The organism is Stenotrophomonas sp. STEN054 (assembly GCF_056854535.1).
In genome coordinates this window covers 1-14,522 of record NZ_JBXFWG010000001.1, presented here as the reverse complement: position 1 = coordinate 14,522, position 14,522 = coordinate 1, and the positions used below count along the sequence as shown (strand labels likewise).

10 protein-coding genes are annotated in these 14,522 nt (G+C 69.2%); 9 read left to right on the top strand and 1 reads right to left on the bottom strand.

The window, feature by feature from the left end:
* The first annotated feature begins 59 nt into the window (after positions 1-59).
* The 6 genes from AC1VXD_RS00050 (at position 60) to AC1VXD_RS00025 (ending at position 10,710) form a co-directional block, all read left to right on the top strand.
* Complete coding sequence (locus AC1VXD_RS00050; protein WP_482990286.1) at positions 60-731, top strand: hypothetical protein; 672 nt, start codon at positions 60-62, stop codon at positions 729-731.
* Complete coding sequence (locus AC1VXD_RS00045; protein ID WP_116865115.1) at positions 731-2,749, top strand: hypothetical protein; 2,019 nt, start codon at positions 731-733, stop codon at positions 2,747-2,749. The genes AC1VXD_RS00050 and AC1VXD_RS00045 overlap by 1 nt, the downstream gene beginning before the upstream one ends.
* Before the next feature lie 85 nt (positions 2,750-2,834).
* Complete coding sequence (locus AC1VXD_RS00040; RefSeq protein WP_482990285.1) at positions 2,835-8,225, top strand: DNA repair ATPase; 5,391 nt, start codon at positions 2,835-2,837, stop codon at positions 8,223-8,225.
* A complete protein-coding gene (locus tag AC1VXD_RS00035) occupies positions 8,222-8,929 on the top strand; it encodes a hypothetical protein (RefSeq protein WP_482990284.1) in 708 nt (235 codons plus the stop codon). The genes AC1VXD_RS00040 and AC1VXD_RS00035 overlap by 4 nt, the downstream gene beginning before the upstream one ends.
* Before the next feature lie 44 nt (positions 8,930-8,973).
* Complete coding sequence (locus tag AC1VXD_RS00030; RefSeq protein ID WP_482990283.1) at positions 8,974-10,083, top strand: toxic anion resistance protein; 1,110 nt, start codon at positions 8,974-8,976, stop codon at positions 10,081-10,083.
* Between the two features lie 42 nt (positions 10,084-10,125).
* The gene (locus AC1VXD_RS00025; protein ID WP_482990282.1) at positions 10,126-10,710 is read left to right on the top strand and encodes a hypothetical protein; all 585 of its coding nucleotides are present in this window, start codon (positions 10,126-10,128) and stop codon (positions 10,708-10,710) included.
* A gap of 15 nt (positions 10,711-10,725) precedes the next feature.
* Here AC1VXD_RS00025 and AC1VXD_RS00020 read toward each other — a convergent pair whose 3' ends face one another.
* Positions 10,726-11,610 (bottom strand): LysR family transcriptional regulator, encoded by an 885-nt coding sequence (locus tag AC1VXD_RS00020; RefSeq protein WP_482990281.1) that lies wholly within the window; start codon positions 11,608-11,610, stop codon positions 10,726-10,728.
* A gap of 97 nt (positions 11,611-11,707) precedes the next feature.
* On the opposite strand from AC1VXD_RS00020, the gene trpB reads away from it, so the two are divergent.
* From trpB to trpA, 3 genes are read left to right on the top strand one after another with little or no spacing between them, the layout of a single operon-like run.
* Positions 11,708-12,925 (top strand): tryptophan synthase subunit beta, encoded by a 1,218-nt coding sequence (trpB, locus tag AC1VXD_RS00015; RefSeq protein ID WP_150455316.1) that lies wholly within the window; start codon positions 11,708-11,710, stop codon positions 12,923-12,925.
* Complete coding sequence (locus AC1VXD_RS00010; RefSeq protein ID WP_482990280.1) at positions 12,922-13,611, top strand: hypothetical protein; 690 nt, start codon at positions 12,922-12,924, stop codon at positions 13,609-13,611. The genes trpB and AC1VXD_RS00010 overlap by 4 nt, the downstream gene beginning before the upstream one ends.
* Position 13,612: 1 nt before the next feature.
* Positions 13,613-14,422, top strand: coding sequence for a tryptophan synthase subunit alpha (trpA, locus tag AC1VXD_RS00005; RefSeq protein WP_108769467.1), 810 nt, complete (start codon positions 13,613-13,615; stop codon positions 14,420-14,422).
* Positions 14,423-14,522: the final 100 nt, after the last annotated feature.

Sequence of the window (14,522 nt, the reverse complement as noted above, 5' to 3'; positions counted from 1 at the left end):
CCCTTGGTGGGCGCGTTCTGGACAGGTGCCACGCGCCCCTCAGCCTAGGAAGGCAAGCGATGCAGGAGTTCTTCACTGTCGTTTTCGGCTACCCGACCTTGCCGTACAGCGTCCTGCTGGCGGTATCGCTGGTCTATTGGGGACTTGCCGCTTTTGGCCTGGTAGATGACGGCTTCGGCGACCTTGGCGCCGACGGTGCGCTGGACGGCGGCACCGACCTCAGTGGCCTGTCGGCCCTGCTGCAGCGCTTCGGGCTCGGCGGCGTGCCGGTCATGGTCGTGGTCACCCTGCTGGGGTTCTTCGGCTGGGCGTTGACCTATCTCATCCATCTTTTCATCCTGCTGCCGCTGCCAGACGCGCTGCGCTGGGGCTTTGGCACGCTGGTGGCCGTGCTCGCGCCGCTGCCGGCCGTGCCGATCACCGCACTGCTGCTGCGGCCCATCCGCAGTTTCCTGCAGCGCCTGCAGCCGGTCGCGCAGGCCTCCCTGCTGGGCCGGGTGGGCGTGGTCGCCTCGCCGCGGGTGGACGCCCGCAGCGGCCATGCCAATGTCGAAGATGGCGGCGCCGGGCTGATCCTGCAGGTGCGCAGCGACATCGAACTGCAGCGTGGCGAGCGCATCGTGCTGGTCGAGCACGTGGCCGAACAGCACTACTACCGGGTGGTCCGCGCCGACGCGGTCGCCCTCGATTTCCAGGACAACCTGCTTCCGGGCAACAAGGAGAATCACTGATGAGTTTCGCTGGCGCGGCCCCCTTCCTGATCGGGATCATCGTCGTCGTAGGCCTGCTGCTGGGCCTGGCCGGACTGTTCAAGGCGTTCTACCGCAAGGTCGACCAGGGCGTGGCCCTGATCGTCAACGACATGAGTGCCACGCCCAAGGTGCACTTCACCGGTGCGCTGATCATCCCGGTGCTGTACCGCGCCGAGCTGATGCGCATCAGCCTGATCACCCTGCAGATCGACCGCCGCGGCAAGGAAGGCCTGATCTGCCGCGACAACATGCGCGCCGACATCGCCGTGGCCTTCTACCTGCGGGTGAACGAAACCCAGGCCGACGTGCTGCGCGTGGCCAAGGCCATCGGTGCCGACCGTGCGTCGGACAAGCATGCGGTCGATGAGCTGTTCAACGCCAAGTTCTCCGAGGCGCTGAAGACGGTCGGCAAGAAGTTCGACTTCACCGAGCTGTTCGAGAAGCGCCAGGAATTCCGCGACGAGATCATCGCAGTCATCGGCAACGATCTGAACGGCTATGTGCTCGAAGACGTGGCCATCGATTACCTGGAACAGACCCCGAAGTCGCTGCTGGACCAGTTCAACATCCTCGACGCGCAGGGCATCCGCAAGATCACCGAGCTGACCGCCGCGCAGAACGTGGTGACCAACGAGCTGGAGCAGAACGAGAAGCTCGCCATCACCAAGAAGAACGTGGAAGCGCGTGAAGCGCTGCTGGCCCTGGAACGCCAGCAGGCCGAGGCCGAGGCGCGGCAGAAGCGCGAAATCGAGACCATCCGCGCACGCGAGGAAGCCGAGACCGCCAAGGTGCAGGAAGAGCAGCGCCAGCTGTCCGAGAATGCCCGCATCGAAGCACAGCAGCTGATCGAGATCCGCGACCAGAACCGCCTGCGCGAAGTGGAAGTGGCCGAACAGAACCGCCAGCGAGCGGTGGCCATCGAAGCCGAGCGCGTCGAGCGTGCGCGCCAGCTGGAGCAGGTCACCACCGACCGCGAAGTGCAGCTGCAGGGCGTGGAGCGCGACAAGGTGGTCGAGCAGGGCAAGATGGACGTGGCCAACATCACCCGCGAACGCATCTCCATCGACAAGACCGTGGCCCAGGAAGAAGAGCGCATCAAGGAAGTGCGCGAGGTCTCCGAGGCCGACCGCCAGAAGCAGGTGCTGATCCTGGAAGCCGAAGCCAAGGCGCAGGAATCGCTGGTGCGCGAAGTGAAGGAAGCGCAGGCCCGCGAGACCGCCTCCAAGCACCGCGCGGTGGAGCTGACCACCCTGGCACAGGCCGAGCACGAGGCGGCCGGAAAGCAGGCCGAAGCCAAGCGCCTGCTGGCCGACGCGTTCCGTGCCGAACAGGCGGCGCCGGGCCTGGCCGAAGCGCAGGTGCGCGAAGCCTCTGCGCTGGCCATCGAGAAGGTCGGTATCGCCGAAGCCCGCGTGATCGAAGCCAAGGCCGAAGCCAACCTGAAGCAGGGCAGCAACGAGGCCCGCGTGCTGGCCGAGACCCTGCAGGCCCAGGCCCAGGGCGAGGAGAAGATGGGCCTGGCCCGTGCCACCGCCACCGAATCGCTGGGCAACGCCGAAGCCGGCGTGGTGCAGAAGAAGCTGCTGGCCGAGGCCGAAGGTCTGGTGCGCAAGTTCGAAGCCATTGCCTCGCTGAGCGACCAGGCACGCGGCCACGAAGAGTTCCGCATGATGCTGGACAACAGCCTGAAGCAGGCGCTGGCCTCCATCGAAGCGGGCAAGGAAGTCTCGCGCGAGAACGCCAACGTCATCGCCAGCGCACTGCGCAACGCCGACATCGACCTGGTCGGTGGCGACGGTGGCATGTTCGAGAACCTGGTCAAGGCGGTGTCGCTGGGCAAGTCGATCGAAGGCTTCGCCGGCAAGAGCCCGATCGTGCAGGAGCTGATGCAGCGCTACCTGGGCGTGGCCGTGGCCGAACCGGCTCCGCGGCAGATCGCCGGGGACGCCGAGGTGGCACCGACCGTGTCGGCCGCCGTGGTCGACAGCGCCCGTTGATGCACCGGGTGATGGCCATTGCGGCCATCGCCCGCCCGCGCCGGCCGCGACCACGGCCGGCCGTCCGTGAGCCGGAAGCCTGCTGATGTCTGAAACCCATCCGTCCGCCGAAACCACCGCGCCGGAGGCCGGCGGCAACACCGTCGACCAGGCCGTCGCCCAGGGCGGTGCCTACGAAGTCCTGCGCCGCCGCCTCAGCGAGCAGGGCCAACGCCTGCAGGCCCTGGCCGAGACCCTCAACCGCCAGCGGCTGTCCGAATTCGGTGACAGCCGCCTGGAGGTGATCGGCCGCTTCCGTATCCGCAGCGAAAACAACTGCGTTGGGCGGGATATCGTCCAGGTCGGGCCCGACCGCCTGCTGTTCGGCTACAACGTCTACATCGGGCTGAAGACCCACACCCGCATCGAGGATGTGTTCGGCCTGTACCGGCTTGTGCACGGCACCGATGGCTACGACGTGGCTTCGCTGGAGCTGAAGGGCAGCTTCCTCGACCAGCCCGGCTTCGTGCACGACTTCAACGAGCTGTATTCCTACTACAAGCATGCGCGCCTGCTGCAGCTGATCGTGGTCGGCGACAAGCTGCTGGCCTCGTTCCAGATTGGCGAGCGCAGCAGCGACGTGCGCGTGTTCCGCTGGGCGCTGGCGCGCGAAGGCGAGCTGACCTATCTCGATGCGCGCGGCGAACGCGATATCGCGCTGCCGCCGCCGTTCGATTTCGAATGGACCAAGGCCACCCGCGATCTCGCGGTCAACGGCCGCCATTCGCACCTGAACATCCTCGACACTCTGTTCGTGGAGACCACCGGTGGCGACCTGACCATCAAGGTCGAGAACAACACCGAGACCGGGCAGGGCATCTACAGCGAACCGGTGGAGGACAGCACGCAGTCGCTGGACGACGCCCAGTTCGAGTTCGCCCGTGTCGGCTCACTGCTGCTGCTGAAGGTGCTGCCGTATCGCGAGACCGTCTGGCGCGGGCTGATCTACAACACGCTCACCGGCGACATCGTGCGCAACGACGCCATCGTCCAGGCCTGCGTGCAGCTGCCTGAAGACCATGGCGTCATCTTCCCCGGTGGCTATTACCTGCAGGGCGGCGAGCACAAGGCCTTCGATGCCTCGATGGCCGGCATGCAGTTCAAGCGCAGTATCCGTTCCCCCAATGGCGAGGACGTGCTGTACATCTTCTACGAGCGCGAAGGCGGACGCTCGGCGCTGTTCGTCTACAACACCATCCAGCGCGTGCTGCAGAACCCGGTGTTCGGCCACGGCTATGCGTTCATGCAGGATGGGCGCATGGTGCTGTTCCATGCCGAGGGCACCGAACCCACGCGCATCCACCCGATGCAGGTCTGGCAGACGCCGTTCAGCAGCGACGAGTTCGCCGCCAGCCGTCCGCCCGGCAACACCTTCATGGGCCGCATCGGCAATGCCGAGCTGGTGCGCGGCATCTCCAACCTGTTCAACCTGGCCCGCGAGATCGATGGCCAGGATGTCTCGGTGCAGCGCTACCAGCGCCTGGTGGCGGACACCCGCCGCCTGTTCGACGCCCACCACTGGCTGGGTGACGAGGCCTGCGACGGCGCCGAGGCTCTGCTGCGGCAGATCAGCGCCACCGGCGAATCGGTGCTGGACGAATACGAGAAGGTCCAGTCCATCCGCGAGCAGTCGGCGCAGGCGATGGTCGAGGCGGAGGCCGGCTTCAAGACCCTGCTGGGCCGGCTGCAGCCGCAGAACTGGAACGAGGTGCAGGCCTTCGTCGAGGCACTGAACGAGATCACCGCGCTGCGCGGGCGCCTGCTGACCATCCGCGAGCTGCGTTACATCGACACCGCGCGCATCGAAGCGATGTCCGCCGAACTGGTGCAGGCGCAGGACCGCGTCGGTGCCGCCACCGGCGAATTCCTCGCCGGTGATGCCGCGCTGGCGCCGCTGGGCAGCCGCCTGCAGGTGCTGGACGAAGCCGCGCAGCAGGCAGCCAGTGCGCGCCAGCTGGACGAGCAGCTGGACGGCATGCGTGGCATGGCCGGCGACCTGGACATGCTGTCCGAACTGATGGCCGGGCTGAAGGTGGACGATGCCACCGCGCGCACCCGCGTGGTCGAATCTATTTCCACGCTGTACGGCCGCCTGAACCAGGCGCGCACGCGCGCCGAGCAGCGGCGCCGCACCCTCGGTTCGGCCGAGGCCGTGGCCCAGTTCGCCGCGCAGTTCGCCCTGTTCTCGCAGTCGATCACCAGTGCGCTGGCAATGGCCAACGACCCGGAAAAGGCCGACGAGCAGCTGTCGCGCCTGCTGGTACAGCTGGAAGAACTGGAAAGCCAGTTCGGCGAGCACGAGCAGTTCCTCGGCGACATCCTCAGCAAGCGCGAGGAGCTGGTCGAGGCCTTCGAGACGCACAAGCAGGCGCTGCTGGATGACCGCCAGCGCAAGGCGCGTTCGGTGCTCGACGCGGCCAACCGCATTCTCGATGGCCTGGCCAAGCGCACCGAGCGCTTCGCCACGGCCGATGAACTCAACGCGTTCTTCGCCGGCGATCCGCTGATCCTCAAGCTGCGCGAACTGGCCGAGCGGCTGCGTACGCTGCGCGACAACGTCAAGGCCGATGACATCGAGGCGCGCCTGAAGGGCGTGCGCGACCAGGCCGTGCGCCAGCTGCGCGACCGCAGCGACCTGTACGAGGCCGGTGGCAACGTGGTCCGGCTCGGTCCGCGGCATCGTTTCAGCGTCAACACGCAGGCGCTGGACCTGACCCTGTTGCCGCGCGGCGACACGCTTGCCATCCACCTCACCGGCACCGATTTCCTGGAAACCCTGCACGATCCGGAACTGGATGCGCTGAAGCCGTTCTGGCCGGTGACCCTGGATTCGGAATCCGATGCGATCTACCGCGGCGAGTACCTGGCCGGCAGCCTGCTGCTGGCCGCGCAGGCTGGCCGCGACGGCCTGGACCTGGCCCAGCTGCAGCAGGACGTCGCCAGCCCCGAGGCGCTGGACCAGCGCGTGCGCACGTTCGCCGCACCGCGTTACCGTGAAGGCTACGAACGCGGCATCCACGACCATGACGCCGCGTTGATCCTGCGCGCGCTGCTGCCGCTGCAGCAGTCGGCAGGCGCGCTGCGGCACGCACCGCGCGTGCGCGCACTGGCCCTGTTGTTCTGGGCGGCGCAGCAGCGCGAGGACGCGGTGAAGCAGTGGCCCAGCCGCCAGGCGGGTGCGGAAACCATCGCCCGTCTGTTCGGCTCCGACGAAGGACGCAGCGCCCTGCGCACGGAAATGGCGACAGCCATCGCCGCGTTCGCGCAGTCCGAAGCCTTGCCGTTCGACGATGAAGCCGCCGAGGCGGCGGCCGCCTACCTGGGCGACGAACTGATCAACGGCGAGCCGGTGTTCAGCACCAGCAAGCATGCGCAGGCGCTGCTGGATGCGCTGGCCCAGCAGCTGGAACAGGCCGGGCAGCGCGAGGCGCTGGAGCGTGCGCTGCAGCGTGCACAGGAGCCGCTGGCCGCACGCTGGGCGCTGGCCGGGCAATGGCTGCGCGCACTGGCCGGTCTGCCTGCCCAGGCCACGCACGCCGGCTATGCCGACGAGGCCGCAGCGCTGCTGCTGGTGCAGCGCCAGCTGCGCACGCGCGGCAGCGACGCGCCGCTGCGGGTCGACGTGGCGGGCCTGCTGGGCGAACACCCGCGCATCCACGGCGGCACGCTGTCGCTGTCACTGGATGATTTCCTGGCACGCCTGCAGCACCACCTGAAGCGCTTCGTGCCCGATTTCCACGCTTACCAGGCGGTACGCCAGGGCATCATCGACCGCGAACGGCAGACCCTGCGCCTGTCCGAATTCCAGGCGCGGCCACTGTCCTCGTTCGTGCGCAACAAGCTCATCAATGATGTCTACCTGGGCGTGATCGGCGACAACCTGGCCAAGCAGATGGGCACGGTGGGCGAGAACAAACGCAGCGACCTGATGGGCCTGCTGATGATGATCTCGCCGCCGGGCTACGGTAAGACCACGCTGATGGAATACGTGGCGCACCGGCTCGGCCTGGTCTTCATGAAGATCAACGGCCCGGCGCTGGGCCACGAGGTGCGCTCGCTGGATCCGGAACAGGCGCCCGACGCGACCTCGCGGCAGGAGCTGGAAAAGCTCAACCTGGCCCTGGAGATGGGCAACAACACCATGCTGTATGTCGATGACATCCAGCACACCCATCCCGAGTTCCTGCAGAAGTTCATCTCGCTGTGCGATGGCACCCGCCGCATCGAAGGTGTCTGGCGCGGCCGCACCCGCACCTACGACATGCGCGGCAAGAAATTCTGCGTGGTCATGGCCGGCAACCCGTACACCGAGTCCGGCGAGGTGTTCAAGATTCCGGACATGCTGGCCAACCGTGCCGACATCTACAACCTCGGCGACGTGCTGGGCGGCATGGAGGCGGCGTTCACCCTCAGCTACATCGAGAACAGCCTGACTTCCAACCCGGTGCTGGCACCGCTGGCCACCCGTGACATGGCGGACCTGTACCTGCTGGTCGATCGCGCGATGGGCAAGGACGTATCGACCAACGGGCTCAACCACGCCTACAGCGGCGCGGAGGTCAATGAGATCACCGCCACCCTGCAGCGCATGCTGCGCGTGCGCGACGTGGTCTACCGGGTCAACCAGCAGTACATCGCCAGCGCCGCGCAGGATGACCGCTACCGCACCGAGCCGCCGTTCCGCCTGCAGGGCAGCTACCGCAACATGAACAAGCTGGCCGAGAAGATCTCGCCGGTGATGAACGAGGACGAGCTGCAGCAGCTGATCTCCGACCACTACCTGGGCGAGGCGCAGCTGCTGACCACCGGTGCCGAGGAGAACCTGCTGAAACTGGGCGAGCTGCGTGGCGTGCTGGATGAGGCGCAGGCGCAGCGCTGGGCGCAGATCAAGCGTGATTTCCTGCGCAACAAGGCCATGGGCGCCGACGACAGTGATGTCGGCGGACGCGTGGTCGCGCAGCTGGCCGACATCGCCAGTGCCCTGCAGCTGCCGCCGGCCGCGCCGGTGCTGGCCGCGGAGCCGGCGCCGTGGCCGGCACTGCTGGAGGCGCTGCAGCGCCTGGCCGACGTGCGCCCGGCAGAGCCCGCACCTACGACGCCAACGAAGCCGGTGCAGATCGCTGCGCCCAGCGCACCGGCCACGCCGCTGGCGGACGACCTGCAGGCCGGGCTGGCGCCGCTGGTGCAGCTCCTTGTCGCGTCGCAGGCACGGCAGGAACAGGTGTCGCAGACCCTGGCCGCATTCGCCGGGTGGGCCCGGCAGCAGGTCGAGGGCGCGGGCGGCAGCAACGCCGCGGAGGTCCGCCGTCCGCGCGTGCGCCGCGCCAGCACGCCGGAGGAACGCGCACTGGATGAGGCGCTGATGCGCCACTTCTACGGCGAGTCGTTGCCCGCCGATGCCGCTGACGGCACACCGATGCCGCCGCCGCTGCCGTGATCGACGCTGCGCCCCTGCCAACGCCGCAGCGGCCGGACACGGCCGATGTCGCGCGCGTGGGCGAGTACGGCGCGCCGTTGCTGCAGGCGCTGGCCGCACGCGAAGCCGCGCTGCCGGCGACGGCCGGCGACGGCCTGGTGGCGGCGCTGGCACGCATCGCGCTGGCCCTGCAGTCGGCCGACCCGGCGCGCCTGCGTCGGCAGGAAAGCTGGTGGGGGCGACTGCTCGGCCGCGATGTCGAGCGCGAAGCCGAGGGCCGCGGGCTGCAGTCGCAGCTCGGCGTCCTTGCCCTGCAGGCACGCGAACAGGCCCAGCAGCTGCAGCAGCACATGGATCTGCGGGCCACGGCGATCAGCGCCGCAGGCCAGGCCGCCGAAGCACTGGAGGCCTGGGCGGATGCCGGCGCCGCGTGGCGCCCGACGCTGGACGGCGCAGGCCAGGCCGCGCTGGCGCCGCGCATCGACCACCTGCAGCGGCTGGCGGCACTGCGCCGCATCGAAGCCGGCCAATGGCAGCTGCTGCAGGAGCAGGACGTGGTGCTGCTGCAGCGCTTCGCCCGCATCCATGATGTCCTGCTGCCGGCATGGCGGCAGGCCGCACTGGCCGCGCAGGCCGCCACCGGCGCGTTACGCGCCGGGCAGGCGGCCACGCTGCACGCACAGATCGATGACGAGGTCGCGGCGGCTCAGGCTAGACTGCGCTGAGTCGGCCGCCGCTGCCGCCAACCCACCTGCAAGGAGACTGCCCGATGACCCAGGACAGCCAGCACCCCGGCACCCTCGTGCCCACCCCGGCCACCCCTTCCACACTGGACGAGGGCGCGCTGCAGTCCCTGGGCCTGGTCCGCGAGGATCTTCCCCGCATCGCCGAGATCCGCGAGGAACTGGACGACCTGCGGCCCGGCAACCTGCAGGTGTTCGGCCGCGAAGCCGCGTCGCGCACCGCCGCGTTTTCCAGCCAGCTGCTGGACCAGGTGCGCAACCGTGACCTCGATGCCAGCGGCGACAAGCTCGGCGAGGTGGTGCGCATCGCGCGCAGCCTGAAACTCGATGGCTTCGCCCAGCGTTCCAAGGTGCCGGTCATCGGCGGCCTGATCGATCGCCTGCGCGTGTCCAAGGGCGAGCTGGTGCAGAAATTCAGCGATACCAATGCGCAGATCGAGCAGCTGCTGGGCGACGTCGGCGTGCAGCAGGCGCTGATGGGCAAGCGCGTGGGCGAGTTCGACCGCATGCACGAGATCGTGCGCGAAGAGCGCCACGCGCTGGGCCTGTATGCCGCCGCCGGCAAGCAGCGCCTGGCTGAACTGCAGGCCGAGCAGCTGGCGGGGCAGGGCAGTGATGACCCGCAGCAGCGCATCCGCCAGAGCGAGGTCGACAATGCGATCCGCCTGATCGAAAAGCGCGTGTCCGACCTGCAGTTGATGCAGCATGCCGCCGACCAGTCGCTGCCGATGATCCGCCTGATCCAGGCCAATGCGCTGCAGCTGATCGAGAAGTTCAACACGGTGCGCGAGATCACCATCCCGTCGTGGAAGCGCCAGTTCGCCATCCAGCTGTCGCTGGGCGAGCAGAAGGCAGCGGTGGAGCTGTCCACCGCCATCGACGATGCCACCAATGAGATGATGCGCCGCAATGCCGATCTGCTGCGCCAGGCCTCGGTGGATACCGCGCGCAGCAACCAGCGAGGCGTGATCGACGTCGCCACGCTGCGCCACGTGCACGACCAGCTGATCGCCACAGTCGAGGAAGTGCGCGGCATCCATCGCGAGGGTATGCAGCAGCGGCAGCAGGCCGAAGTCGAACTGTCGCGCCTGCGCGAGGACCTGCAGCAACGCCTGGCCGCACCCACCGCGCCCTGATCGCGTGCCGGTTCCCGCTGTCATCCCCCCAAAGGACTGGCCATGAAAATTGCGTACCTGCATGACCGACGTCGTTTCGCATGCTGCGGCGTCGCCCTGTCCGGCCTGCTGTCCCTGCAGGCCTGGGCTGCAGCACCGGCTTTGGACGCCGTTGCCACCCTGGTGCAGGCCAGCGGCGTGCAGTGCACTGACCCGAAGGCCGGCAAGGGCTGTACGGCCGGCGATGTCGCCAGCGGTGATTTCTATGACGTTGAACTGGCGCCCGGCTGTGGTGCGCAGGGCTTCTTCGCAGGTGTCGCCGATGCCAAGGGCGTCGACGCGCTCGACCGCGTGCCCAGCACTGGGAGCAAAGCGGTGGCGACGGCGCGGTTCGCGCAGGGCCAGCTGGTCTGCGTGCAGGCCATCGGCCGTGCCGGGCAGAACCCGCAGTACTACTTCGTGACCTTGGTGCCAGCCAGCAGTGTCGCCGCCTGCAAGGTCGGCAGCGCGCTGTGCGGCACCTATGGCGACCGGCCGATCCAGCACCTGCAGCGCAATCGCGGCCCCGCCTGCCTGCCAGCATCGGCGCAGTGCGCACAGGGCTGGGTAAGCGCCAACGCGCTCGACGTGTTCTCCAACGGCATGTAACAGGCCCGGCCGACGCTACAGCTGCCCCATGGCCCAGTCGACCAGTGCATCCACCCGCGGGTCGGCCGGCCCATCCGGCCGCGCCAGCACCCAGAATCCGCCGGTCGCAGCGAAGCCCCACGGCGCGACCAGGCGCCCGGCGGCCAGGTCCTCGGCCACCAGCGGCTCCGGCGCGATCGCCGGCCCCAGTCCGGCAACGGCCGCTTCCAGCAGGTAGTACAGGTGCTCGAAGCCGGTGCCCAGCTGCAATCGCGCGGGGTCCAGCCCGTGCGCCTGCGCCCATGCCGGCCACGCCTGCGGGCGCGAGCTGGTGTGCAGCAGCGTCTCCTGCAGCAGCGCGTCCGGCGGTACATGGCGCAGGCGCTGCGCGGCAGGATGCGAGGGCGCCACCACCACGCCCACCCGTTCCGGTGCCAGCTCGCGCACCTGCCAGCCCCGCGGCCACGGCCCCTGCGCCAGCAGCAGGACCGCATCCAGCGCCGCCTGTGCCTCGGTGAAGGCGCCATCCAGCGCCGACCATTGCAGGTTCACCCCGGGCAGGGCCGCCTGCAGCGCGGGCAACCGCGGAATCATCCAGCGCGCCAGCACGCTGCCGCTGCAGCCCAGCACCAGCGCCGGAGAACGGGCCGGCTGGCGCAGTTCGCGCACGCAGGCCTCAATGCCGGCGAAGGCTTCGCCGCAGGCCGCGTGCAGGCGCTGGCCGGCCTCGGTCAGGCGCAGCCCTCGGCCGGCACGCTGGAACAGCGGCAGCCCCAGATGGTCCTCCAGCAGCTTCAGCTGCCGGCTCACCGCACCGTGGGTCACGTGCAGGGCCTGTGCGGCGCGGCCGACGCCCCCCAGGCGGGCGGTAGCCTCGAAGGCGCGCAGGGCATTGAGCGGCGGCAGCAGGGAGGTGCTCATGTGAGATTTCCTGACGATATGCGCCAGATAATATCGATATTCCGGTCAGGATCCGTGCGCTAGAGTATCCACCTGTCTCGAACCAGCGGTCGCTTCCATGTCTGCCTCCCCCATTGCCGACTATCACGCCTTCCCGGACGCCCAGGGCCACTTCGGCCGCTACGGCGGCAGTTTCGTCGCCGAAACCCTGGTCGGCCCGCTGCAGGAACTGGCCCAGGCCTACGACCAGGCCCGCCAGGACCCGGCGTTCCAGCTGGCCTACGACAAGGACCTGGCCCATTACGTCGGCCGGCCGAGCCCGATCTATCACGCCCAGCGCCTGAGCGACCATGTCGGCGGTGCGCAGATCCTGCTCAAGCGCGAGGACCTGAACCACACCGGCGCGCACAAGATCAACAACACCATCGGCCAGGCCCTGCTGGCCGCGCGGATGGGCAAGAAGCGCATCATCGCCGAGACCGGCGCGGGCCAGCACGGCGTGGCCAGTGCCACCGTCGCCGCGCGCCTGGGCCTGGAATGCGTGGTCTACATGGGCGCCACCGACATCGAGCGGCAGAAGATCAACGTCTACCGCATGAAGCTGCTCGGCGCGACGGTGGTGCCGGTCACCTCCGGCTCGGCCACCCTGAAGGACGCGCTCAACGAAGCGATGCGCGACTGGGTGACCAACGTGCAGGACACCTTCTACATCATCGGCACCGTGGCCGGCCCGGACCCGTACCCGCGCATGGTGCGTGACTTCAACGCCATCGTCGGCCGCGAAGCGCGCGAGCAGATGCTGGCCGAGTACGGCCGCCTGCCCGATGCGATCACCGCCTGCGTCGGCGGCGGCAGCAACGCCATCGGCCTGTTCCATGCCTTCCTCAACGACCGCGAGGTCGAGATCTTCGGCGCCGAAGCGGCCGGCGACGGCATCCACACCGGTCGCCACGCCGCCTCGATTGCTGCGGGCCGCCCCGGCGTGCTGCACGGCAACCGCACCTACGTGCTGTGCGATGACGATGGCCAGATCATCGAGACCCACTCGGTGTCGGCCGGCCTGGACTACCCCGGCGTCGGCCCGGAACACGCCTTCCTGTCCGACAGCGGCCGTGCGACCTACCTCGGCATCACCGATGAGGAGGCGCTGCAGGCCTTCCACCTGCTGGCGCATGTCGAAGGCATCCTGCCGGCACTGGAATCCAGCCACGCGCTGGCCCAGGCCATCAAGCTGGCCCGCGAGCGCCCGCGCGACCAGATGGTGCTGTGCAACCTGTCCGGCCGTGGCGACAAGGACGTGCATACCATCGCCGCGCGCGAAGGCCTGGTGCTGTGAACTGCGTGCTGCGGCACGGTGGCGCGCTGATGCTGGCGGTCGGTCTGTGCGGCTGCACGCCGCCGGATCCGCCGGTGCTGGCACCCGCGCCGGCGTCGCCCGCAGCGATCGCCCCGGCACGCCAGCTGGCCAGCAATGACGATGAGGCCGCGCATCGCCCGATCGAGGACGCGCCGGCGGCCACCCGCGCCGACAGCGCCGAGGATGAAAACGCCCCGGCAATCGTGTCGGTGGCGCTGGATCATGCCGGCGACGTGCTGATCGGCCAGCCCTTCAGCGAGCTGGAGGGCGAGGCGCAGTGGCACTCGGCCGGGCTGGGCGAGGCCACGGCCGGGCGCTGTGAGTATTACGAGCGTGGCACGCTGCCCGAAGGCGTGGCGATGATGGTGCAGGACGGCGACGTGGTGCGCTTCGACCTGGCCCCCATCGACGATTCGGGCCAGGTGGTGGTGCAGCCCGGGCCGTTCGGCCTGCGCCTGGACATGCCGCGTGCGCAGGCCCTGCAGCTGCTGCCACGGGGCGCCCTCGCGCGGCCCTATGGCGAAGATGCCGAGGCCGGCGAGACCCTGCTCTGGCAGGACCCCGGTTCCGACCTGGCGATCCGTGTGGAGATCGTCGACGGCACCGTTTCCCGAATGTACTGGGGCGCCAGCGGCGCCGTTGACCTGATCGAAGGATGTACCTGACATGTCCGTATCCCGACTCGATGCCTGTTTCCAGCGCCTGCGTGAGCAGCAGCGCAAGGCGCTGATTCCCTTCATCACCGCTGGCGACCCGTCGCTGGAGGCCACCGTGCCGGTCATGCATGCGCTGGTCGAGGCCGGTGCCGACGTGATCGAACTGGGCGTGCCGTTCTCCGATCCGATGGCCGATGGCCCAACCATCCAGCGCAGTTCCGAACGCGCGCTGGGCCGTGGTGCCGGCAGCCGCTACGTGCTGCAGGCGGTGGCGCAGTTCCGCCAGCGCGATGCGCAGACCCCAGTGGTGCTGATGGGCTACCTCAACCCGGTGGAGATCCACGGCTATGCGGCCTTCGCCGAGGCTGCAGTGGGCGCCGGGGTGGACGGCGTGCTGCTGGTGGACCTGCCCCCGGAAGAAGCCGGTGAAGCCCAGCAGGCTTTCGATGCGGCCGGCCTGGCGCTGGTGCTGCTGGCCTCGCCGACCACCAGCGAAGCACGCGCCGACAAGCTGCTCGCACTGGCCCGCGGTTACCTCTACTACGTCAGCTTCGCCGGCGTTACCGGTGCCTCCGAGCGTCTGGACAGCGATGCCGCCAGCGCACGGCTGCAGGCCCTGCGTGCACGCGCCAGCGTGCCGGTGGTGGCCGGCTTCGGCATCAAGGACGCGGCCAGTGCCGCGGCCATGGCCCGCCAGGCCGATGGCGTGGTGGTCGGCAGTGCCCTGGTGGCGGCGCTGGCCGATGCCGGTTCGGCCGAGGAGGCTGCCCAGCGTGCCGGTGCCTTCCTGGCCCCGCTGCGGCAGGCGCTGGACGCCTGAGGGTAGCGGCGGGGCCGGGCCCGGCCGCGCGGCGCCGCGCCCCCCCCCCCCGGCCCGGGCGGCGCCGGGCCCGCCGCAGCTACGGGGCCCCGACGGGGTT

Coding starts and splice junctions, on each gene's coding strand:
- AC1VXD_RS00050 (WP_482990286.1), top strand. CDS start 60: ATGCAGGAGTTCTTCACTGTCGTTTTCGGCTACCCGACCTTGCCGTAC.
- AC1VXD_RS00045 (WP_116865115.1), top strand. CDS start 731: ATGAGTTTCGCTGGCGCGGCCCCCTTCCTGATCGGGATCATCGTCGTC.
- AC1VXD_RS00040 (WP_482990285.1), top strand. CDS start 2,835: ATGTCTGAAACCCATCCGTCCGCCGAAACCACCGCGCCGGAGGCCGGC.
- AC1VXD_RS00030 (WP_482990283.1), top strand. CDS start 8,974: ATGACCCAGGACAGCCAGCACCCCGGCACCCTCGTGCCCACCCCGGCC.
- AC1VXD_RS00025 (WP_482990282.1), top strand. CDS start 10,126: ATGAAAATTGCGTACCTGCATGACCGACGTCGTTTCGCATGCTGCGGC.
- AC1VXD_RS00020 (WP_482990281.1), bottom strand. CDS start 11,610: ATGAGCACCTCCCTGCTGCCGCCGCTCAATGCCCTGCGCGCCTTCGAG.
- trpB (WP_150455316.1), top strand. CDS start 11,708: ATGTCTGCCTCCCCCATTGCCGACTATCACGCCTTCCCGGACGCCCAG.
- trpA (WP_108769467.1), top strand. CDS start 13,613: ATGTCCGTATCCCGACTCGATGCCTGTTTCCAGCGCCTGCGTGAGCAG.